Annotated in this window: 18 protein-coding genes and 1 pseudogene; 11 read left to right on the top strand and 8 right to left on the bottom strand. The window is 62.5% G+C overall.

Annotated elements, in window-relative coordinates; all coding sequences use genetic code 11:
* The first annotated feature begins 111 nt into the window (after nucleotides 1-111).
* The 4 genes and pseudogenes from Q7514_RS09620 to Q7514_RS09635 all read left to right on the top strand — a co-directional run bounded on the left by Q7514_RS09620 (nucleotide 112) and on the right by Q7514_RS09635 (nucleotide 6,869).
* Complete coding sequence (locus Q7514_RS09620) at nucleotides 112-1,863, top strand: AAA family ATPase (protein WP_330133003.1); 1,752 nt, start codon at nucleotides 112-114, stop codon at nucleotides 1,861-1,863.
* 218 nt (nucleotides 1,864-2,081) lie between these two features.
* Nucleotides 2,082-2,610 (top strand): annotated as a pseudogene (locus Q7514_RS09625) (transposase).
* A 54-nt stretch (nucleotides 2,611-2,664) separates the two neighbouring features.
* Complete coding sequence (locus Q7514_RS09630; RefSeq protein ID WP_330133004.1) at nucleotides 2,665-5,547, top strand: NACHT domain-containing protein; 2,883 nt, start codon at nucleotides 2,665-2,667, stop codon at nucleotides 5,545-5,547.
* Nucleotides 5,548-5,909: 362 nt separating this feature from the next.
* A complete protein-coding gene (locus Q7514_RS09635; RefSeq protein WP_330133005.1) occupies nucleotides 5,910-6,869 on the top strand; it encodes an endonuclease/exonuclease/phosphatase family protein in 960 nt (319 codons plus the stop codon).
* Between the two features lie 7 nt (nucleotides 6,870-6,876).
* Here the strand turns inward: Q7514_RS09635 and Q7514_RS09640 are convergent, their stop codons facing one another.
* The 5 genes from Q7514_RS09640 to Q7514_RS09660 all read right to left on the bottom strand — a co-directional run bounded on the left by Q7514_RS09640 (nucleotide 6,877) and on the right by Q7514_RS09660 (nucleotide 13,008).
* A complete protein-coding gene (locus Q7514_RS09640) occupies nucleotides 6,877-8,457 on the bottom strand; it encodes an ABC transporter substrate-binding protein (RefSeq protein ID WP_330133006.1) in 1,581 nt (526 codons plus the stop codon).
* A gap of 65 nt (nucleotides 8,458-8,522) precedes the next feature.
* Nucleotides 8,523-9,293 (bottom strand): SDR family NAD(P)-dependent oxidoreductase, encoded by a 771-nt coding sequence (locus Q7514_RS09645; protein WP_330133007.1) that lies wholly within the window; start codon nucleotides 9,291-9,293, stop codon nucleotides 8,523-8,525.
* 52 nt (nucleotides 9,294-9,345) lie between these two features.
* A complete protein-coding gene (locus Q7514_RS09650) occupies nucleotides 9,346-10,155 on the bottom strand; it encodes an SDR family NAD(P)-dependent oxidoreductase (RefSeq protein WP_330133008.1) in 810 nt (269 codons plus the stop codon).
* A 7-nt stretch (nucleotides 10,156-10,162) separates the two neighbouring features.
* Nucleotides 10,163-10,990 carry an SDR family NAD(P)-dependent oxidoreductase gene (locus Q7514_RS09655; protein WP_330133009.1) on the bottom strand — a complete coding sequence of 276 codons (828 nt, stop codon included), beginning with the start codon at nucleotides 10,988-10,990 and terminating at the stop codon, nucleotides 10,163-10,165.
* A gap of 47 nt (nucleotides 10,991-11,037) precedes the next feature.
* Nucleotides 11,038-13,008, bottom strand: coding sequence for a flavin-containing monooxygenase (locus Q7514_RS09660; RefSeq protein WP_330133010.1), 1,971 nt, complete (start codon nucleotides 13,006-13,008; stop codon nucleotides 11,038-11,040).
* A 101-nt stretch (nucleotides 13,009-13,109) separates the two neighbouring features.
* On the opposite strand from Q7514_RS09660, the gene Q7514_RS09665 reads away from it, so the two are divergent.
* From Q7514_RS09665 to Q7514_RS09675, 3 genes are read left to right on the top strand one after another with little or no spacing between them, the layout of a single operon-like run.
* Entirely contained in the window at nucleotides 13,110-14,006 is an 897-nt protein-coding gene (locus Q7514_RS09665; protein ID WP_330133012.1) for an IclR family transcriptional regulator, read from the top strand.
* A gap of 23 nt (nucleotides 14,007-14,029) precedes the next feature.
* Nucleotides 14,030-14,845 carry an alpha/beta hydrolase fold domain-containing protein gene (locus Q7514_RS09670; RefSeq protein ID WP_330133013.1) on the top strand — a complete coding sequence of 272 codons (816 nt, stop codon included), beginning with the start codon at nucleotides 14,030-14,032 and terminating at the stop codon, nucleotides 14,843-14,845.
* A gap of 58 nt (nucleotides 14,846-14,903) precedes the next feature.
* Nucleotides 14,904-15,866: a cyclase family protein gene (locus Q7514_RS09675; RefSeq protein WP_330133014.1), complete on the top strand. Its 963-nt coding sequence runs from the start codon at nucleotides 14,904-14,906 to the stop codon at nucleotides 15,864-15,866.
* A gap of 15 nt (nucleotides 15,867-15,881) precedes the next feature.
* On the opposite strand, the gene Q7514_RS09680 is transcribed toward Q7514_RS09675, so the two are convergent.
* A complete protein-coding gene (locus Q7514_RS09680) occupies nucleotides 15,882-16,508 on the bottom strand; it encodes a TetR/AcrR family transcriptional regulator C-terminal domain-containing protein (RefSeq protein WP_330133015.1) in 627 nt (208 codons plus the stop codon).
* Nucleotides 16,509-16,584: 76 nt separating this feature from the next.
* Here Q7514_RS09680 and Q7514_RS09685 point away from each other — a divergent pair, with 76 nt between their 5' ends.
* Nucleotides 16,585-17,052, top strand: coding sequence for a hypothetical protein (locus tag Q7514_RS09685; protein ID WP_330133016.1), 468 nt, complete (start codon nucleotides 16,585-16,587; stop codon nucleotides 17,050-17,052).
* A gap of 173 nt (nucleotides 17,053-17,225) precedes the next feature.
* Here Q7514_RS09685 and Q7514_RS09690 read toward each other — a convergent pair whose 3' ends face one another.
* Nucleotides 17,226-18,374 (bottom strand): thiolase family protein, encoded by a 1,149-nt coding sequence (locus tag Q7514_RS09690; RefSeq protein ID WP_330133017.1) that lies wholly within the window; start codon nucleotides 18,372-18,374, stop codon nucleotides 17,226-17,228.
* A gap of 34 nt (nucleotides 18,375-18,408) precedes the next feature.
* On the bottom strand, nucleotides 18,409-18,828 hold the full coding sequence (locus Q7514_RS09695) for a Zn-ribbon domain-containing OB-fold protein (protein ID WP_330133018.1): 420 nt from the start codon (nucleotides 18,826-18,828) through the stop codon (nucleotides 18,409-18,411).
* 313 nt (nucleotides 18,829-19,141) lie between these two features.
* On the opposite strand from Q7514_RS09695, the gene Q7514_RS09700 reads away from it, so the two are divergent.
* The 3 genes from Q7514_RS09700 (at nucleotide 19,142) to Q7514_RS09710 (ending at nucleotide 21,767) form a co-directional block, all read left to right on the top strand.
* Entirely contained in the window at nucleotides 19,142-20,269 is a 1,128-nt protein-coding gene (locus Q7514_RS09700) for an NDMA-dependent alcohol dehydrogenase (protein WP_330133019.1), read from the top strand.
* 58 nt (nucleotides 20,270-20,327) lie between these two features.
* Nucleotides 20,328-21,158: a serine hydrolase domain-containing protein gene (locus Q7514_RS09705; RefSeq protein WP_330133020.1), complete on the top strand. Its 831-nt coding sequence runs from the start codon at nucleotides 20,328-20,330 to the stop codon at nucleotides 21,156-21,158.
* A 102-nt stretch (nucleotides 21,159-21,260) separates the two neighbouring features.
* Nucleotides 21,261-21,767: a DUF3145 domain-containing protein gene (locus tag Q7514_RS09710; RefSeq protein ID WP_330133021.1), complete on the top strand. Its 507-nt coding sequence runs from the start codon at nucleotides 21,261-21,263 to the stop codon at nucleotides 21,765-21,767.
* Nucleotides 21,768-21,943 lie beyond the last annotated feature (176 nt).

A 21,943-nucleotide genomic window follows, 5' to 3' on the forward strand; every position in this document is an offset into this window, starting at 1 on the left:
ACAGCGCTATTGACCGTCACCCCGAGGAGCCGGAATCCTCGGAGACCGGCTCCTCGGGGCTGTCAGAAAGACATGGGTATGCCCAACAATCGCAGGTCCTCCGCTTCTCACGTGACTGCCCTCGATCGGCTTCGGGAGCGTTGGCTCGAACATGGACTGGTGTGGCGAGACGGTCCCGGTAGCACCGCATCGGCGCAGGCCCCTGGGCACTCGACCGCCGACAGGTCGGTGACCTTTCGGCAGATCGCGGGCCAGGTCTTGATGAACTCGCATGCCGACGACAAGTCGGCTGTCCTCGACGCTCTCGGCCTCACACTGTCCGACCTCTTCGACAACCCGGCCGGTACTGCCTACAAGTATCGGGACGGCCGCACGGTCTTCCGGAGCTACGACGACCGTGGGCGAAAGCGATTCAGCCAATCGGGAAACACGAAAGGCCGGGATCTCTTCCGGGTCGAGAGGCTCGATGACCATCGCACCGGCGTGCCGGTGTACGTCGTGGAGGGGGAAAAGGATGTGTTGGCGATGGAATCTGGGGGTGCTGTCGCGGTATCGCCTGCGATGGGAGCGGGTAAGGCTGGCCTGTTCGACTGGTCCCCGCTGGCCGGCCATACCGTGGTGATCGTCGCCGACGACGATGAGCCCGGCCGAAAGCATGCTCTGCAGGTGTACGAGATCGTCGAGCCGATCGCTGCCGGCGTCGCGATAGTTCAGGCAGCGACCGGCAAAGATGCGGCAGACCACATCGCGGCCGGACATGGCCTCGCCGAGTTCGTTCCTATCGACGTCGACGGCAGGGCAGGTCGACGACTAAAGGTCACTCGCGGCTCCGACGTAAAGCTCCAGCGTGTCCGCTGGGTAATGGAGGACTGGATTCCTGCGGGATCGCTGACGCTTCTTGCCGGAAGGGAAGGTCTTGGCAAATCCACGATCGCCGCTGCGCTGTGCGCGCAGATCACCTGCGGCACGCTTGAAGGTGAACTGCATGGCACGCCTCGGAACGTGCTGTACGTGCACTCCGAGGATGCCCGTGAGTTCACCGTCGCGCCGCGCCTCAAAGCAGCGGGCGCGGACATGGACCGGGTCCTGTTCGTCGACGTCGAGACTGCGCACACCGATGCCGGCACTCTCGTCCTCCCACTCGACAACATCGCGCTCGAGCGGATCGTCGCGAAGGAGTATGTGGCATTCGTTGTGCTCGATGCGGCGACGTCGTCGATGTCGTCGGATCTGTCGGGCCGGGACGATCGAGCAGTGCGGCAGTATCTCGAGCCGCTTGCGCAACTCGCCGCACGACAAGGCTGCGTCGTCTTCGGCCTCTGCCACTTCGGCAAACGGGATGGCGCGGATACCGGGAAGCTGATCCTCGGTTCAATCGCGTGGTCGCAAGTGGCGAGGTCGGTGCTCTCGGTCGCCAAGGACGACGATTCGGGGCACCTCTTCGTCACCAACACCAAAGCCAACCTCGCACCGAGAGTGCGATCGATGGAAGGAGAGGTCGTCTCAACGTCGGTCGTGACTGAGGATGGCGACACGGAAGTAGGGGTTCTGCGGTGGCTGGGCGAGACCAGCCGTGATGCCCGCGAACTGCTCAGTGGGCCAGACGAGGAGGCCGAGGAGCGCGACGAGATCACGATGGTGATCCGCGGCTACTTGATCGAGTGTGGTGGTTCGGCGCCGGCTGCTGAAGTTCTCAAGGTGACGCGAGCCGCGGGGTTGGTCGACAATGCGGTGAAGAAGGCGCGGAAGCGGGCCGGAGTTCGTACGGAACGGCGGGGGTATGGGAAGGGGGGATCGTGGGTATGGACTATAGATTCGGCCATAGGTGCCAATGGTTCCCCTGCGTGCGGTCTGGAATCTTAAGGAACCTATGCTGCACGGCTCCTCGCTAGCGTCCCGTTATCTCGTGGGCAAGATGCGATCTGTGCGTAGGGCGAGGTTGACGGAGGGTTCCGTCCATGAAGATGGTGTACGAGCTGCAGCCGAATGAGCCTGTGGGCGTGTCGTAACCGAAAGAAAGGCGGCCACCGCGTGATCCTATGGAGTGAACCTTCCACTGCACTCTCGATCAGAGTATCCCGATGACCGCACCGAACATTGTCGACCCTGCCGGCCTGGTTGGCGAGGCATTGGCCGAAGAATCCCCGGACCTGATGCGCACCCTGCTGCAGACCATCAACGCACTGCTTTCCGCCGATGCCGACGCGGTCGTCGACGCCGCATGGGGACAACGCTCACCGCAGCGCACCACCCGGCGCAACGGCTACCGGCACCGCAGTCTCGATACCCGGGTCGGCACCTTCGACGTCGCCGGGAGGACATCTTGGCGTTCATCGCCTTTCCCAAGGACGTATGGGTCAGATCTGGTCGAACAATCCGACCGAGCGGCTGAACACGGCGATCCGGTGCCGCACCGACGCGGTCGGGACCTTCCCGAATCGGGACGCGATCGTGCGTCTGGTCGGTGCGGTCCTGCCCGAACAGACCGATGAATGGCTCGAAGGCCGATGCCATCTCGGCCTCGATGTCCTCGCCCGATGGCGTCTGAACACCGACACCGACACCGACAGCGAGACGGGAGCGGACACCATGCCTGCGCTCAGCGCCTGAGACCTACGGGTCACGGAGCGCTACACCACTTCTAGGGACTTGACCTGGTACTTCATGTCCTGGCGAGTCTTCTTTTGGATCGTCCGCAGCGGCCCGTACCATCAGATGATGGTAGATCCTGGGAGTGCGGCGGTCGCGATTGGCGCAGCGAATGCGGGCACATCACTCGCAATGAACGTTGGTAAAGGTCTTGGTGCGATGCGGCGCGGTTTCCAGTTGCTGGGTACTTTTGAACCCGGATGGTTGTCTCTTCGCCCTGACTCCGATTTTCATCTTTCGGCTGGCGATGTCGAAGATATCGAAAAGTTCCTTTCCTCAACACAGATGGAGCCGGTTCTCGCGTTTCTTCTCATTTCCGAGCTCTCGAAATCGTCTCCAAATCGTGGCCAGGCACTAGCTACCTTCGAGACCGTGTTTGATAATGAGGCAGACCGATGGCTTGCCGCTAGTGGTGGAAAGTGGAAGAAGCGAAAAGAAGATGTTCGGATGAGGCTGCGCTCTCTATATGACAATTCGCTTGGATTCCACTCTGAATGCATATCATCTGACGATCTTGATGGTTACGAGCACTTCATCAACTCTCCCATTCTTAATGGTGCTGGAAAAAGCTCCAATTCTGGTCGACATCTTGAGCGTCTAGTGGAGCTAATGAAGGATTTGTCTAGCCTCACGCGAGCGGTCGGCATCAGTCGAGATCTGGCTCGAACGATTAGCTCGGTCCAGCATCAGCCCATAATCAACCACACGGAGCTCGACAGCTCTTCCGATTTTGAATCACTCTACATTCGACGCAACTTTGTTAGTGATGAAGATCATCAAGTCTTTGCCGCAGATGATTTGAATCCTTCGTCTTCCCCTTTTCGGGCTGTTGTCATGGGTGATCCAGGCGCTGGAAAGACAACTTTTGTCCAGCATTTCAAAAAAGAGATCTCGGGGATGGATTCCGGGGTTCCGGTGGTGGAGATCGTATGCCGTCATTACGCAAAGATGGAGTGGGATAAATCAATTATAACGCACGCAGTTGAATCTATAAATGCAGATCACTCGATGAGATTATCTGCTCAGGACTTTGAAAGCATCCTTCTGCTAGGCAGGGTATGTCTGGTTTTTGATGGGCTTGACGAGATTACCGAGCGGACGCGCCGCTCTGAGATGATCACTCGTATCGAGAGTATCGCGAGCCAGTATCCTGTTTGCTCGATTCTTGTAACAACACGACTGCTCGGCTACGACAGGGCCCCTCTCCCAGCGATTCTGTTCTCGCATCTTCGGCTTGACCAATTTGACGGACATCAGTTCGAAGAATACTGCGAACGTTGGTTCGGGCAGAGGGGAAGAAATGACCTCGTCGAAAGTTTTATACGTGACTCAGAGTCGGTGTCCGATCTGAGGTACAACCCACTGATGCTTTCCCTCATGTGCGCGCTCTACCGAGAGCATGGATCTCTTCCGACCGATCGCCGGGGCGTGTATCAAAGATGCGCTGACCTGCTGTTTCGACGCTGGGATGATCATCGTCAGATCGAACAGCCCGGCGCTATGCCGCAATACGCCGAGCGACTGATGCAAGAGATCGCCCGGTGGGTCTACACCTCCGCATCTGTTCAAGATGGAATTGAAGAAAACCAGCTGGTGATGGTTCTTGCGCATTCTTTGGTAGATCGGGACGGATTTGACCAGTCGGATGCGGAGAGAGATTCCAGAAGCTTCGTGGAATTCTGCGCTGGCCGTGCTTGGCTGCTCGCAAGCTTCGGGACGAACCATCGCGGCCAGCGAATGTTCAGATTTACCCATAGAACATTTCTTGAGTACTTCGCTGCCGAGTCGTTTGTAAGGAGATCGGAATCGCAGGACCAGATCTGTCAGGAGATAAAGAGAGTATACGAAGAGGACGCGACCTCTGTTGTGCCAGAACTTCTTATACAAGCGTACGATTTTCGCCGGGATGGAGGCGGCACCGCGGTATTCAAGCAGTTGCTACAGGAGGGGTCCCATAACCTACTCCTGCTCCGTCTGATGGAAGGAATAGGAATGCCTTCGCATTTCAGAAGGCAGGCCTTCCTTCGCATATTTTCCATCTGGGAATCAGAGGAATGGGTCTCTCCTAGCGAGCTAGAACTAGTTTTATCCCTAAACGAGCAGGCGCGTGGACAACTCGTGCGTGAGTTCCTGGTAGCGGACGCGGGTCCCAACCATGACGCCGCTCGTTCATGCCTCATTAAGGCATGGGCTGGTCTTGAACTCAGTGGTTATCGCTCGCGGTTTCATGACTATTGGAGTCCGATAGTGGATGAAATTGCTAGGGATATGGAGGCGCGCGGAGTCACGCCTGTCTCTCAGGCCACTGCGAACTGGTTAATTTCTCGCCACATCGAGCCAAGGGATTATGGTTGGCGTGGGTGGGATGCGGTGGTGTGTCAAAGCAACTACGGAGCTGTTCCGGGTCTTATCTGGTGGAATATAGACGCGCGCCTTGGGAGATCTGAGGATTTGCTGGATAACCAGTTCCGGGACAACGCTATATATGAGGCATATACGCAGATATCCAATGGCGCGAAAATTCCGGAACCGCTACTTGAGGGTCTTCGGTCCTGCATCGTTTGGTCGGGTGCGGAGTACTTGGCTTGGGGGCTTCCTGATGGATATCCGAACGCCCCCCTGGACGAAATTCTCACCAATATTTTGCTGTACGTAATTTTCGCATTTCATGAAAGTGAGGAAGATGTAGAATTCTTCATTTCTTTGACATCCAAACTATTCGGCGAAGGCTTGAGTGCTGCCTTGGAGTTGAGAGACTTCAATGTCCAGATAGGTCCACGCACTAGCAGGGGTCGGGAGCTACTAGCGCGAGAGTTTGTAGGCAGGTTTCCTCAATGGTTGCGACGGTGGGTGGATGGCAGGAGTGCGTTCGTGCTGCGGTCAGACGAAGTAAAATAGAAGTTCGGGATAAAAGTCCCGAGTTGCACCAGTTTAGTGTGCCAACCCCCGACCGGGGATTCGCGATGCCGAGGGAGTCGAGGATGTGCACGGCGTCGTCGGTGAGTGGATCGAAGGCGGTGTGTTGGCTCACCTGGTGCAACTCAGGATCATCGCTTATTTCTCTTTTATGAGTCAGAGTTGATCAGAACCAATGGGAAGCGCGGGGTGTGGACTGCAACGTTTTACGTTGCGCGTCAACCTGCAATGGGAATCAGTAGGCAACGGACGCACAGCTTAGTCGATAATCCATTGGTCGCGGGTTCGAGCCCCGCCCGCCCCACATTCTCTCCATATCTGCGCGTGCTTTGCTGTCGAGTGTGATGATGACGGCGTTCAGGTGGGCTGCGACAGTTCTGGCGGGTCTCGCGACCCTCGTCGGCGCGGTCGGGGTCGTGCTGCACTACAGCACCTCGTCGGCGCGACTTCCTGTCCTCGCGGCATCCGCGGCGTCGTACATGATGATCGGGTCGGTGCTCGGGGCAGTGGTCTTCGCGCTGTTGCGGTACCGCGTCGCCACCGCGGTGGCGCTGCTGATCGTCGTCGCCGCGGTGTGGATCCAGGCTCCCCGGTACGTAGGGGAATCGGCCGGTGGTGGGGGAGATGTGCTCACCGTGATGCAGGCCAACGTTCTCTTCGGTGAAGCCGACCCGGCAACTGTGGTCTCCGAAGTCGAGGAGCGCCAAGTCGATATGCTGACCGTGAGTGAGCTGACACCCGAAGCGGTCGAAGCCTATGCGCGCGAAGGCCTCGATCGGATGTTGCCGTACCACTTCGTGGCGCCGGAGCCCGGTGCGGGCGGGACCGGGATCTGGAGCCGCTTCCCGTTGTCCGACGAAGTCGAGTACGACGGGTTCGTGATGAACCAGGTCTCGGCGACGGCAGACGTGCCCGGGACCGGACCCGTCGCGGTCTACGCGTTCCATCCGGTGCCGCCGGTCTACGACACGAAGGTCTGGGCCGACGAATTGTCGCGCCTGCACGAGATACTCGAATCTGCGCCGCCGTCGGCGCCGGTGGTCGCCGGCGCCGACTTCAACGCGACCTACGATCATGCGCAATATCGGGCGATGCTGACCGGCCGGCTCAGAGACACCGCAGAACAGGTGGGCGCGGGCTTCCTCTTCACCTATCCGACCGACAAGCGGATTCCCCCGCTGGTCGGCATCGACCACATTCTCGTCGGAGGCGGACGTGCGACGTCGGTGGAGACCGTGACCCTACCGGGATCGGATCACCGGGCGGTGGTCGCGCAGATCGAGCTCGACCGGCCGCCGCGGTGACGGCGGGTCACTCCGAGATCCACACGCCGTCGGGGAGTGGAGAACCCATGCCGTAGAGCCGGACGCCGTGTGTGTCGGCGCCCGTGATGGTGGCGGGAGGAGACTGGATGAACCAGACTCCCGGGACGAGTTCGGTCAGCCGCCGCTGAACGTCGTAGTACGCGGCCTTACGCTCTTCGGTCGTGATGCCGACACGTCCGGCCTCGAGTGCGGCGTCGAGACGGCCGTCGTCGATGCCTGAGGTGTTGCCCTGGGAGCTGCTGTGGAAGGCACTCCACAGCGGGCCATCCGGATCCTGGATGTTCGCGGACGAGATGGTCATGTCGAAATCACGCGAGTTGACTCGTGTCTGCGCTGCAGCGAAGTCGAGGGTCTCCACCTTGACCTCGACATTGTCGAACGCGCTGAGCTGGGCCTGCAGGGTCTCCGCGGCCGCTCTGGCTTCGGTCAACGAGTAGGTCGTGAAGGTGAACGACAGCGGCTTGCCATCTGCGGCAAGCTCGTCGAACAAGCGCTGTGCCTCTTCCGCATCGCTTTCCTGAAGCGAGATGTCCTCGTAGAACGGTGATCCCTCGGGGAACAGGGTCTGCGGGACCACGCCGTTGCCTTCGAATGCAACGAGGTTGACGCCCTCCATGTCGGCGGCGAGATTCACGGCTCGCCTGGCGCGTTCGTCGTCGAACGGAGCGCGGCGGGTGTTCATCGCGAAGTACTGGCCGCCCCCCATCGGCACGATCTCCGTGTCGAGCCCCAGGCTCTCCGACTTGGACAGGTTCAGCCAGTTCGATTCCGAGGCCAGGTCCGCGCTGCCGGTGGAAAGTGTGTTGAGACGTTGATCGGCGGCGGGAACCGTACGCAGGGTGATGCCGTCCAGGTATGGCCGGGGTGCGTCCCAATATTCGGGGTTCTTCACCAGTTGGATGACGTCCTGACGGGCCCACTCGGTGAGGGTGAACGGGCCTGCCCCCACCGGATTCTTGTCGAACGCCTCCCTGCCCTTCTCGAGGGCGGTCGGTGACGCGATCCAGTTCAGTGCGGAGACGAGGAGGGAATTCGGGAAGGTCGGGTTCGGCGACACCAGCGTCACGTTCAACGTGTCCGCGTCGACGGCCTCCACGTCGGCGATCTGCTCGGCCTGACGGAGCGACGCGGAGCCCTTGCTCGGGTCGCGCAGCCGATCCCAGTTGTACTCGACCGCGGCGGCATCGAGTGGCGTTCCGTCGGTGAACTGCAGTCCCGGTTGCAGCTCGAGGGTGAACGTCTGCCCTCCGTCGGCGGTCGAGAAGTCGGTGGCCATCGAATACTCGATTTCCTGCGTCTCGACATTGTTGGTGATCAACGTGCCGTACAGGGCATTACCCAGAAGCGGGGAGTGGGTCCAGACGTTGGAGATGTCCGACGGGTCGAGGCTGAGTGGCTCTCGGCCCTGGATGGCCTGCAGGGTGCCACCGGCGACAGGGTCGCCCACCGGGGCATCGTTGCCTCCCGAAGTAGTTCCGTTCTCGGGAGCACCGCAGGAGGTGAGCACCAGTGTTGCTGAACACAAGGCGGCGATCGCCGTGGAGATGAGACGCCTGCGTCTGATCATCGGATTCCTATCGTAGGGCCAGGGTGCGACGAAGTGGATGATGTGTGCTGCGGGAGAAGTCCGGATCACATCGGATCTCGGTGCGGGCCGGCGAGCTGGCCGCCGTCGACGACGAGGGATGTGCCTGTGCAGTACGAGCTCTCGTCCGACGCGAAGAACAGGACGGCATGTGCGATGTCCTCCGGGGTGCCGAATCGAGTGAGTGGTTGTTTCCGGATCGCAGATTCGAGCCGCGCTTTCACTGCTCCGGTGTGTTTGGCGGTCATCGGTGTCCGGATGAATCCGGGGTGGACCGAGTTGATGCGCACATTGTGGGGACCACCTTCGAATGCCACCGTTCTGGTCAGACCGGTGACCGCGAACTTCGATGCGGCGTACGACGTCATCCCATCGACGCCGACGAGCCCGTCGATCGAGGAGATGTTGACGATGGACCCGCCACCGTGCGCTCCCATCACGGGCAGCGCGGCGCGGGTACCCATCCACACCGATGAGAGATTGAGATCGAGGATTGCTCGGTGCCCCTCGTAGACCTCGTCGACGATCTTGCCGACACCGCGTCCGCCGCCGGCGTTGTTGACGAGCACATCGAGCGGTGCGAAATGCTCGCTCGTCTTCGCCAGCAGGTGATCCCAGTCGTCCTGGTCGGTGACATCGGCGTGGACGAACAAGGCGGCCGAGCCCAATTCGTCGGCAACACTCTTACCCGATTGATCGTCGACGTCGGCGATGACGACACGCGCACCCTCGTCGACGAACCGCCGTACCGAGGCCTCGCCGATGCCGCTGGCACCGCCCGTGACCACTGCAATCTTGCCTTCGAGCCTGTCGCTCACTTCCAACTCTCCTCATCTGTGGGTCTTGCAGGTACTCGGATCTGCGCAGTGCTCACGCCATGAACGACCCACCGTTGATCCGAACGACCTGACCGGTGACGAATGACCCTGCCCCCGAAGCGAGTTGAAGTACGGCCAACGCGATGTCGCGGGTGGTGCCGACGACCCCGAGCGGCGACGCCGAGGCCATCATCTCGACATACGCCGCACGTTTGTCGTGGTCGACCGTGCCGTCGGTGTCGGTCCAGTGCTGGTCGGTCATTCCCGTTTCGACCCACCCCGGCGCGATGGAATTGACGCGGATACCGGCCGGAGCGAGTTCCAGCGCGAAGGTGCGAGTGGCCTGCACGACGGCACCTTTCGACATCGCGTAGGTGATCCGGCCGGGGCTCGTGCGGTCGATGATGCTCGACGTGAGGTTGATGATGCTCCCACCGGGCCTCATGACCCGGCCCGCTGCCTGGCAGGCGTAGAACGTGCCGCCGACGTTGATCCGGAGAACCCGCTCGAGTTCGTCCGGGGTGACGTCGAGCGCGTTCCGCATGATCATGACCCCGGCGGCGTTGACGAGGATGTCGAGATGCCCGTACTCCGCGACAGCGTCGTCGACCACGCGTGACACCGCTACGGGATCGGACACATCCAGGGTGTGCGTGGCGATCGGGGTTTCCTGCTCCTCGCTGCGTGCGCGCGTTTCTGCGAGACCCGCCTCGTTCACATCGGTGGCGACGACGCGCGCGCCCGCTGCGGCGAGGACCAGCGCGGCCTCCCGGCCGATGCCGCTGCCACCCCCGGTGACGAGTGCGACCTTGCCGGTGACGAGGAAAGCGTCGGTGATCGTAGATGTGGTGATCGATGACATGGAGTTCTCAATCCTGCGTGGCATTGGAGAAGGCGACGTTCCTGCCTATGTGTTCTTCCTTCATGCCCCAGGGGCTCAGGGCCAGCGCTCCACCGTCGACGACCAGGGTCTGGCCCGTGATCTTTGCGGAGAGGCGCGACGCGAGGAACAGCACTGCGTCGGCGATGTCGCGGCCGCGCGGTGGTGCGAGGGCGTTGACGACATCCTCCCCGAAGGGGATCTCCGGGAGATCCCAGTTGCCGCCGCCGACATTGCCGGGCGCCACCGAGTTGACCCGCACACCGTCCTTGCCGTACTCGTCGGCGAAGGTCTTCACGAGCGACATGACGCCGGCCTTCGCGGCACCGTACGCTGCATGGAATCGTGACGAGCCGATACCGTCCACCGAGGTGAGCGCCATGAGAGAACCGCCCTGCTCATTGGCCGCGAGGTGCGGGACGGCCGCCTTGAAGACGTAGAAGACCTGCGTGAGGTTGACGAGGAGCTGCGCGTTCCAGTCGTCGTCGGAGAACTCCGCGGCCTTGCTCCACATGGCCTGGCCGACGATGTCGACGCAGACATCGAGGCCGCCCATCCGGGATGCAGCCTCGTCGACCGCGCGACGAGCCTGATCGGATTCGAGTACGTCGGCGACGATCGCGAACGCCTTGCCACCTTCGTCGGTGATCTCGCGGGCGATCTGTTCGGCTCGTTCGGCGTTCTTGTCGACGCACGCCACGGTGGCGCCCGCGCGTGCCAGTTGCAGTGCGGAGCCGCGGCCGTGTCCGGCACGCGTCGGAACGAATCCTGCGCCGATGACGATTGCGCGGGCGCCGTCCAAACCTAGATCGATCATGTGTGCAACTCTCTGCTCGGTGGGGGTTGTCGAGACGTGATGCTGAATCAGGACACGGTGACGAACGGTGCCTGTTCTTCGGAAGTGTGCGTGTCGGAATCGATTCGGGTGAAGATGAAATCGTCGCGTGCGAAGTTCAGGAAGCGTGTCGCGAGATCGAGACCCGTCAGAGGAGTGCTCGTGCTGAGCCGGCCGTGCTCGTTGACGTAGTAGTTCTTCTCGGGGTTCGCGGCGGGATCGAGCCAGATGAGCCTGCTTGCCTCGTCGTCGACCGCGTTGTTGTACTCCCAGAACGCAGCATCGGTGACCTCAGCACTGTGGTGATCGTCCTCGATGACGGCGATCATCACCCGGGCGATGTAGCCGACCCACGACTCCATCCACGCGGGAAGGCCGCCGAGCCCGATTCCGCCGCCGGTCGCCGGCTGCGCGTTGGGGCCGTAGAGCACGAACATGTTCGGGAATTCCGGGATCGCCAGGCCCTGGAAAGCGCGGGGCCCTCCGTCCAGGTTCCAACGATCTTCGATGTGGACACCCCCGCGACCACGGAAGTCGATGGGCCAGAGCCACTTCGTCACTTCGAAGCCGACGGCGGTGAGGACGAGATCGACATCGTGGACGGTGCCGTCGGCGGTGACGATGCCGGTCTCGGTGAACTTCGTGATCCCGTCCGTCACCAACTCCACGTTGTCGCGGGTGAGGGACCGGTACCACTTGTTGTCGACGACCGGACGTCGCGCGGCCGGGGTGTAGTCGGGGATGAGGCGTTCGACGAGGTCGGGTCGATCGTCGACCTGAGTGCGGATGTACTGGGTCAGGTTCTCCCGGAGTTTGTCGTTGCTCTCGCTGAAGTGGCCGCCGGCGGCGCGCCATTCGGGATCCGGGGTGATGGTGCCGCGGGGATCGGCGGGTTTGAGGGCGGTGGTGCGGGCCCAGTTCCAATAGTGCGGGATATTGTCGAGGACCCACCGCATTTCCTCGGTCACCGGCTCGCCGTAGCCTTCTCGCGGTGCAATCCACTGTGGGGTCCGCTGGAATACGTAGACCTGATCGGCGTCCTCGGCGATCCGGGCGAGCAGCTGGACACCGGTGGAACCGTTGCCGATGATCGCGGCAGTCTTGCCCTCGACGTCGTGCTGCTCGGTCCATTCCGTCGTATGGAGAATCTCGCCCGTGAAGTCGTCGATTCCGTCGGTGTCCAGCTTCTTCGGAGTGGAGAACAGCCCGGTGGCCGTGACGGTGAAATTGCAGGTCACAGTCTCGACCTCGCGGGTCGCATCTGCGACGCGTAGCGACCACGTGGCCGACCGCTCGTCGAATTCGGCCGACTGCACTTCGTGCTCGAACCGGATGTGGTCGTAGACGCCGTAGGTCTTCGCGACCGTCTCGATGTAGTGGCGCACTTCCGGTTGCCGCGCGTACTGCTCGGACCACGCGTAGTTCTTCACGAAACTGTATTCGTAGGTGGTGCTGGCGGTATCGACGCGCGCGTCCGGATAGGTGTTGATGGCCCAGGTTCCTCCGACATCCGGACGTCGCTCGTAGATCACGTACGAGATTCCGAGTTGCTCGAGCTGTACACCCATCGCGACACCGCAGAGCCCGGCCCCGACGATCACGACGTGGAAGTCGTCCGCGCGTCGGGGACGCTCACGGGTCCACCGCGAGAAGACGGGAAACTCCTCCAGGGCAGGCATCGTCCGTGCGACGAAGAATTCCTCGTCGGTGAGTTCCTGCCCGAGCGCGATCTCGATCATCGTGCGTATTTGCTTCTCGTCCAGACTCCTGGGGACATACGTGGCGGCTTCCGTTGCCACGAATTCTTCGGCCTTTCGGAGGAGTTCCTCGCGGGATTCCTCGGCGATTGTCATCTCGAATGCGGCGCCGCTGCGGATGGGGACGAGTTCGAGTTTCATCGCAGCGAGGGCAGGGTCGCCGGTGGCATGGAGCAATGCCAACCGCAGCGCGTGGAGATTCGATTCGGCCAGCGCGCGTCGAATGAACAAATTTTGTGCCATCTGACTCTCGTTTCAGTATATCGAAAAAGGTTTCAGATCTTGATGGATTACGCTAGCGTCAGCCGTTATCGGCGTCAACGATCTTCGAGAAAAGGATGTGGATGGCTCTCTCGGCGCGGCGCGCACTCCAGGTGCTGGATTTTCTGACCGCGAATCAGCGGGGCACGTTCACTCTGAGCGAGTTGTCCCGGGCCCTGGATGTGAGTCCCGGATCGATGTTTGCGGTTCTCAAAGTGATGAACGACGAGGGTTATGTCTCGCGGCACCCGCGTCACAAGACGTACACACTCGGTCCTGCCGCCGCGGCAGTCGGCCATGCCTCGGTAGATGCGCACCCCGTCATCGAGCTCGCGCGCATCGAGATGGTCAATCTGGCCGAATCCACGGGGCTCGAATGCACGGGCACTGTCCAAGTGGGCCGGGATGTGCTCTGCATTTCGGTGGAAGGAAAGCCGACGGGACGATCGGTCGAGCTCGCGCCGGGCCAGCGCATGCCGCTTCAACCGCCGATCGGTCAGCCTTTCCTGGCCTGGATGCCGCCGGCCGAGGGGCGTGAGTGGATCGCCGAACTACCCGAGGATCTACAAGAGCGTGTGGCCGACTACCTCCGCACCTACGGTTCGGTGGTGCGGCAGCGAGGGTACTCGATCGGACTCGACGACTTGCGCCCTGGTCGCCCCTCTGTGTCGCAGAAGCTCGCGGAACGTCCCAACGATCGCGACCTGCGAGAATCGCTGTTGCAGCAGTTCTTCGAGCAGCTGCCCGACTATGCGGTGCTGGAATTCGAACCGGACGCCGTGTACAACATAGGAAATATCGCGGTCCCCGTGTTCGATCCCGATGGGCGCGTTGCGTTCTGCCTCACGCTCCTTCATCTGGGTGAGATGGACGGCAGGTCGATCCCTGTAGCCGCGCAGCCTGTGATTGCTTCGGCCCAGCTGCTGACTCGGCAGATCGGGGGCCGTGCACCGAGCCATGACTGGGCCGAGACGCTCTGACCGATGCCACAACGAGGACGGATATGACCGACACGGAACCTTCTTCGACGAGCGAGCACCTCGCCGTCGAGATCGAGACACTCGATTCGGCGCCGGTGCCGATTCTGCGGGTACGGCCCGCCGGCGCTCGTCCGGATGCGGCGCTGTTGCACTTTCACGGTGGCGGATACCGGAAGGGTTCGCCTCGGATGTTTGCCGACAGCGTCGCCCGGATCGCGGCGGCGTGTGAGACCCAGGTGTACGCGGTCGGTTACAGGCTGTCCGGCGAATGCGCGTTTCCCGGAGCCATGGACGACGCGGTCACGGCGTACCGGTGGCTGGCGGGGATGATCCCCGGCGATCGTGTCGCGCTGTGGGGTGATTCTGCAGGTGGAGGGCTGGCGGCGGCGCTGCTCCTGCGTCTGCGGCAGCTCGAGGTTCCAGGACCTGCCGGCGCATTTCTCTTCTCGCCGTGGGCTGATCTGCGCAACACCGCGAATAGCTTCAGGGACAATGAGCACACCGATGAGCGGTTCTCGCTCGAGCAGGCAACCGAGGCGGCGGCTGCATACCTGTCGGGTCATCCTGCGGTGGATCCGATGGTCTCGCCGGTGCTCGGCGACTGGGCGGGGCAGCCGCGACTTATCTTGCAGTGCAGTGATTCCGAGGTGCTGAGGGATGACACATTGTTGTTGGCGCGGACGGCGGAGGACGCCGGAGTCGATGTGCGCGTGAAGATGCACGAAGGTGTGCCGCACATCTGGAATCTGTCCTACCCTGCGACGCCTGCTTCGGAGTCGGCCGTTTCGTACATGGCCGAGCAACTCGACGAGCTGTTCGGGTCGAATCTTCGACGCTGAAGGGTTGCCTCCGACGGGCGGGAGAATTATGTTCTCCTGGTGCCGGATCGAAATTCTGGTGCGCGACGACAGGGAGAACGGGTTGGCGACGATCGACATGGACGGGGTTCGCGAAGTCGGGCGCGAGCTGAGCAATTGGGGTCGGTGGGGAGACGAGGACGAGCGCGGCACGCTCAATCTGCTGACGCAGGCGAAGGTCCGGGAGGCCACCGCGACAGTCCGGCGAGGGGCATCGTTCTCGCTGTCGATGCCCGCCGATGAGCACGGACCTCACGACATCCGGACCAGCGGGCGCTTCAACCCGATTCACACCATGACCCGATATCGTGGTGACATGCCGAAAGGTCAAGTTCTCGATGTGTGTTCGTCGGAGGACATGCTGATCCTCGGGACCCATTCGACGACGCACTTCGATGCGCTGGCGCACGTCTGGTACGACGACCTGCTCTACAACGGTTTCCATCACGACACCGCCGTCACCGCCTGGGGCGCGGAACGCTGCTCGATCCAGAACCTGGTGCCAGGGGTCGTCTCCCGCGGGATCCTCGTCGACGTCCCGCGTCATCTCGGCGTCGACTACCTCGCACCGGGAACCCGGATCACGCCGGACATTCTCGACTCTGTGTTGGACGAAGCGCGAATCACTGTGTCCGAGGGCGACATCCTGTTGTTGCGTACGGGTACGTATCCCCATCATCGACGCGGCGCCGACGTCGGACTCAGCGGTTCGCCGGGACTCACGTGGGAGTGCGCCCGGTGGATCCGGGGCCACGGCATCGCGGCCGTGTGCGCCGACAACCTGGCCGTCGAGGTGCTCGGCGCGAATCCCGGCGGGCCGATGATTCCGTTCCACATGCTCGCGCTCCGCGACATGGGTCTGCTCATGGGTGAGATGTTCGACTTCGAGGACCTCGCCGAGGACTGTGCCGCGGATGGTGTGTACGAGTGCATGTTCGTGGCGTGCCCGCTCAATATTCCGGGCGGCGTCGGATCGCCGCTCAATCCGATCGCGGTCAAATAGCGGGTCGTTCGTCGGTCAGGTTCGACGTATCGCGTCGAAGCCGATGATCAGCGCATCCACCGCGAGCGACACGCGTGACTCGATGCTCGGGACGCCGGATCGGAGCGCCTCCCTGAAGCAGGGGAATTCGCCGGCCGGGAGGTGGTCGTCGAGTTCGCCGATCTCGTCGGCCGGGCGTGCGAGGTGCTGCCCGATGATCATGCTTGCGACCGAGTAGATGATCCGCAGCCCGACGTCGGGGTCGAATCCGGCGTCCACCAGCATCTGCAGCAGCCGTTCGATGGCCGCCGAATTCTGCTCGGTCAGACCGGGTCTCGATGCGAAGAGGATGACCGTGCCGGGATGTGCCTCGAGCCCGTGGTGCAGGTCGCGGGCGTAGATGCGAAGCGCTTCGTGCCATGAAGTGAAGGTCGCCGTGTGGGACAGCGACTCCGTCAGGACGTGTTCGACGAGGGCATCTTCGAGGGCCTGCTTGTTCTTCACATGGTGATACAGCGTCATGGCCTCGACGTCCAGCTCGTTCGCGAGCTTGCGCATGGACAGCGCGGCTGCGCCATCGCGGTCGACGAGGCTTACTGCCGCTTCCAGTACCAGCGTTCTGGTCAATCCTGCGTGTCTGCCTTGCGCGCGGGGTTCGCTCACCACATCCTCCTTGACGCCTCTTACGGCGTAAGATTACCGTGGTGGTAAGTCATACGCCGTAAGAGAGGGTCTGGAAATGAGCACCATGACCGAGGTTCGTACGGAAAATCGCTGGACGAATGTGATGCAGGCACTGTGGACCGGCGTCGGCCTTCAAGTGGTGTGCATCGTGTTGCCGCTGCTGGATCTGTGGGTGTTCGGATCCATTGGTCGGAACGTGGAGAGCGCGTATCCCGAGTGGGGAGCGGGCGACGTGCAGCTCGACCGCAATGCGATCGTCGCCTATCTGGTAGCCGTCGGCGGGCTGGGTCTGGCGGGCTGGTTGGGTGCACTGTGGTGCGCGAAGCGGGATCGGTGGGTGCGAGCGAGCGTGACGACCCTGTTCATCATCGGCATGAGTGTGCTGGCCTTCGATGCGGGAGTGTCCGGCGAGGCCTACGACCGGATCGTCCCGTTGTGGCTGGGATCGGCGCTGCTGATCATTCCGTTGTTCCCGGGAGTCACCGCGCTCCTTGCCGCGTGGGTCAAGGCGCCTCGGCGGTGAAGTGCGCCAGAATTACTCGAGTGTAGCCGAGGTCGACGTTACTCCTTCAGGTCATCGGCGCCGTCGTGGAGCGTACTTCTGGGTCGCTCCGATGCGAGTGACGACGGGTCGCCCACGGTGTTCTCGTGGGCGACCCATCTCTACCGTCTACTGCTCGTCATCGGCGGCGGGAGTCAGAGCGACAGGATGGACGCCGCTGCAGTTCCCGGAGCGCCGTAGACCTGCGCGAGGCCGACTCGCGGGCTACCGGGAACCTGACGTTCGCCGGCGGTCCCGCGGAGTTGGTGGACGAGCTCGTGCACCTGGCGGATGCCCGACGCGCCGATGGGCTCACCGTTGGCGATGAGACCGCCATCGGTGTTCACGGGCAGCGATCCGCCGATCTCGGTGGCGCCCTCGGTGATCAGCTTCTCCTGGTCGCCATCGGCGCACAGGCCGGTCTCGGCCATGTGGATGACCTCGGCGCCCGCGTCGGTGTCCTGCAGCTGTGCGACGTCGATGTCCTCGGGTCCGATTCCCGCGGCCTCGTACGCGGCCTTCGCTGCGTACACGGTGGGGGAGACGTCCTCCTCGGTCGCGGCCCACGTCGCGTGTACCTCGTAAGCGCCGTACGTGCGGGTGCGGATCGCCGTCGACCGCAGGTATACGGGCTTGTTCGACGAGAACTTCGCCGCAAGGTCGCCACGGCACATGATGACCGCGGCGGCGCCCTCGTCGGGGGCGCAGAACATCTTTGCGGTCAGGGGGTAGTTCAGCATCGGCGACGAGAGGATCTCGTCGAGGCTGAACTCGGTGCGGCGGAAGGCCTTCGGGTTCTTTCCCCCGTTGCGGTAGTTCTTCGCGGCGACTCGGGCCAAGGTCTCGTGCGAGATGTCATGGTCGATGACGTACCGGTTGGCTTTCATACCGAAGAACTTGGTGGTGACGAACTGGCCGTTCTCGGCATACCAGGCCGGAAGGCCCAGCATCGCGGGATCGGCGGTGAAGGCGCCGCGAGGGTGCTTGTCGGTGCCGACGGCGATACCGATGTCGTACTTGCCGGAGCGGATGCCGTCGGCGGTCTGCTCGATCGCGCTGGCCGATGTGGCGCAGGCGTTGAACACGTTGGTGAAGGGAATGCCGGTCAGGCCGACCAGGCGGGTGACGGCGTCGGTGTTGTCCACCTCGTAGCTGCCGCCGATGCCGAACTGGATGTCTTTCCATGCCACGCCCGAGTCTTCGAGCGCGAGCTGGATCGCGTCAGCGGCCATCTCGATGGCCGACTTGGCGCCGAATCTGCCGAACGGGTGTAGGCCCACACCGATGATGGCAACGTCGTTCATAGTTCTTTGGACTCCTCGATCGGGTGTAGGTGGCTCAGATCGGCGCGAACGCCCAGGTGACGATGTCGGTTCCCTCGGCGTCCGTGTAGAAGGGCACGAAGGTGAGTTCGAGTTCCATGCCGGGCTTCAGCTTTGCCGGATCGTTCTCGGTGAGGCGGGCCTCGACGCGGACCACATCGCCCAGCTGGACGAGGCCGAAGGCGAACGGTTCGAAATTCTCGGCGGTCTCACTGCCTGCGTAGGGCTGCTTGGGGACGAACCCCTGAGTCGTCCATGCCACGAGAGTTCCGCGTCGGGGCAGCAGTAGCTCGGAGATGGCGGCCCCGCTGCAGCGGGGGCACCGGGGCTGTGCCGGCCACGTGGTTGCCGAGCAGTCGTCGCAACGACTGCCTCTCAGCTGCGGGTCTTCCGCCGGCCATGTGGATACGTCGGGCGCGAGCGCCTTCGTCGTCATATGTCGTCCTCCGTTGTCCGATGCCGTCGCGTCGCTTCTTGCCGCATACCGGCATGGTGTTCACGTTAGACGGAAATGCCATTCTCTACAATGAGAGTGAACTGTCCGGATCGGTGCCTGCCGCGACATTCCCCACCTCGTGCACCGTGGATCGACGCGATGGCGCGCAATGTTGTCGGGCAGCAGCCGAACGAGGAGTCCTGATCGACACTCGGCGAGGTAGCGGAAAATTCCGGTAGAACCTGTTCCAATTTTCTTGATTTGTGGCTAGTGTCACGTGCACAAGCTGCAATGTGATGGAGGGCGTAGCCAGATGAAGACCAAGGGTGCACTGCTGTGGGGGCTCAACGAGGCGTGGTCGGTCGAGGAGATCGAACTCGGTGATCCGATCGCCGGGGAAGTGCAGATCCGCATGGAAGCCGCCGGCATGTGCCACTCGGATCATCACATCGTCACCGGCGCGACCCCGATGCCGTCCTATCCGGTGATGGGTGGTCACGAAGGATCAGGGGTCATCACCAAGGTCGGCGACGGTGTCGTCGGGCTGGAAGTGGGCGACCACGTCGTCCTGTCGTTCATCCCGGCGTGTGGCCGGTGTCCGTCGTGCGCGTCGGGGCAGTCGAACCTGTGCGATCTCGGCGCGGGACTGCTCAGCGGTCAGGCGATCTCCGACGGGAGCTACCGCATCCAGGCGCGCGGCGAGAACGTCATCCCGATGTGCCTGCTCGGCACCTTTTCTCCCTACATGACGGTCAATCAGACCCAGGTCGTGAAGATCGAGAAGGACATCCCGTTCGAACTCGCGGCGCTCGTCGGGTGCGGCGTCCCGACCGGCTGGGGTTCGGCGACCCATATCGCCGACGTCAAGGCAGGAGACTCGGTCGCTGTCATCGGTATCGGTGGTGTCGGTATGAGTGCGCTGCAGGGGGCGGTCGCCTCCGGCGCGCGCCACGTCTTCGCGATCGACCCGGTGCCGTGGAAGCGTGAGCAAGCATTGAAGTTCGGTGCTACCCACGCATACGCCTCGATCGAGGAGGCGATCGTGCCGATCATGGAGATCACGTGGGGACGGATGTGTCAGAAGACCATCATCACCGTCGGTGAGATGACCGGCGATCTGGTCGATCCGTCGCTCACTCTCACGGCGAAGGGCGGCAAGTGCGTCGTCACCGCGATGGGCTACATGGCCGATATGGACGTCAAGCTGAACTCGTTCCTGTTCTCGATGCTGCAGAAGGACCTCAAGGGCAACATCTTCGGCGGGTGCAACGCGCGCGTCGACATCCCCAACCTGCTCGATCTGTACCGATCCGGTCAGCTCAATCTGGCCGACATGGTTACGCGGACGTACAACCTCGAGCAGATCAACGACGGTTACAAGGACATGCTGGACGGCAAGAACATCCGCGGTGTCATCCGATACACCGAAGCCGACTGGTGACGAGGCGTCTGTGTGGGCGATCTCGTAGTCTGATCGGGTGCCCCCGTAGTCTGTTCTGGTGCACAGTCTCTCTTTGATCTCCGACTGGCCCGTCGATCACGCCGCCGGCGCTGTTCTCACTCGCGACGGCGGCGTTGTCGGGTCCGTGGGTGATCTCGCCGAGGTCTACCCCCTCGCGTCCGTGACCAAGCCTCTGGTCGCGTATGCGCTTCTCGTGGCCGTCGAAGAGGGCGCGGTCGAGCTCGACCAGCCCGCAGGCCCGCCAGGGTCCACGGTGCGCCATCTGCTCTCGCATGCGTCGGGGCTCGCATTCGGCGACCGAACCGTCCAGGCCGAGCCGGAGCGCAAGCGCATCTACTCGAGTGCCGGATTCGAGGTCCTCGCGGAGCTCGTCGAGACCGAGACCGGAATCGGTTTCGCCGACTATCTCCACCAGGCGGTGTTCGAACCGCTCGGGATGGGGGCATCGACACTGTCGGGGTCGGCGGGCCACGGCGCGAATTCGTCGACGGAGGACCTGATCCGCTTTGCAACGGAGCTGTTGAATCCCGTCCTCGTGTCGCCGGAGCTCTTCGACGAGGCGACCCGGGTGCAGTTTCCGGGACTGAACGGAATCGTGCCGGGATACGGAATGTTCAAACCGAACGATTGGGGTCTCGGTTTCGAACTGCGGGGGGAGAAGAATCCGCATTGGACCGGGACGGGGAATTCCCCGCGGACTTTCGGTCATTTCGGTCAATCAGGCACGTTTCTCTGGGTAGACCCCGAAATCGACACTGCCTGCATAATACTCACAAATCGGGCATTCGGTGTATGGGCGAAGCCATTGTGGACCGAGTTCAATGACGCCGTGCTGGGGGAAATCACAAGAACCTCTGCCGTTCGCTAGCGAAACAGGCGCAACACCGGCACACTATCGGATAGCTGCATTGCATCGCCTTTGTGAAGAGGTCGTTGGGGAAGACGTCCTCGTCTGATCGGAGGTGAATGTATGCGCGCATCGAACCAGTTCGCGGATGCGACGACCGGGGTGGTCTATGTCCATTCGTCGCCGGCTGCGGTGTGTCCGCACATCGAGTGGGCGCTGGCGTCCACATTGGACAGCCGCCCCGACTTGACGTGGACGGGGCAACCTGCTGGTGAGGGACTGCTTCGCACTTCGGTGGATTGGACCGGCCCCGTCGGAACCGCGGCAAGGTTGGTCGAGGCGCTGAGGGTGTGGCCGATGCTCAGGTTCGAGGTGACCGAGAACCCGAGCGAAGGGGTCGACGGTGAGCGGTACAGCCACGTGCCGCAGCTCGGGCTGTGGCGTGGCAATACGAGTGCGAACGGCGATGTCGTGATCGGCGAGATGCGCCTGCGGACGATACTGGCCTCCGCCGACGTCGAGGGCGAGATCCACCGCTGTCTGGGCACCGCATGGGACGACGAACTCGAGCCCTACCGGAGCGGAGATGACGGCGCGCAGGTGACCTGGCTTCGCCGCGACGTCGGTTGATCGAGATTCGTCAGCGATGCACGTATGTAGCCGGGTCTGCCATCCGTAGATGGCAGACCCGGCTACATACGTGGGACTAGCCAATGTGCCCCTGGCGGGGCGCCCGTTCCGGGCTGAAAATGGTGTGGTGGTCGCCCGTCGACGCCGTTGCTCCTATGGTCCTTCGAGGCCGTGGA

Source organism: Rhodococcus artemisiae (assembly GCF_036327795.1).
Classification (GTDB): domain Bacteria; phylum Actinomycetota; class Actinomycetes; order Mycobacteriales; family Mycobacteriaceae; genus Rhodococcus; species Rhodococcus artemisiae.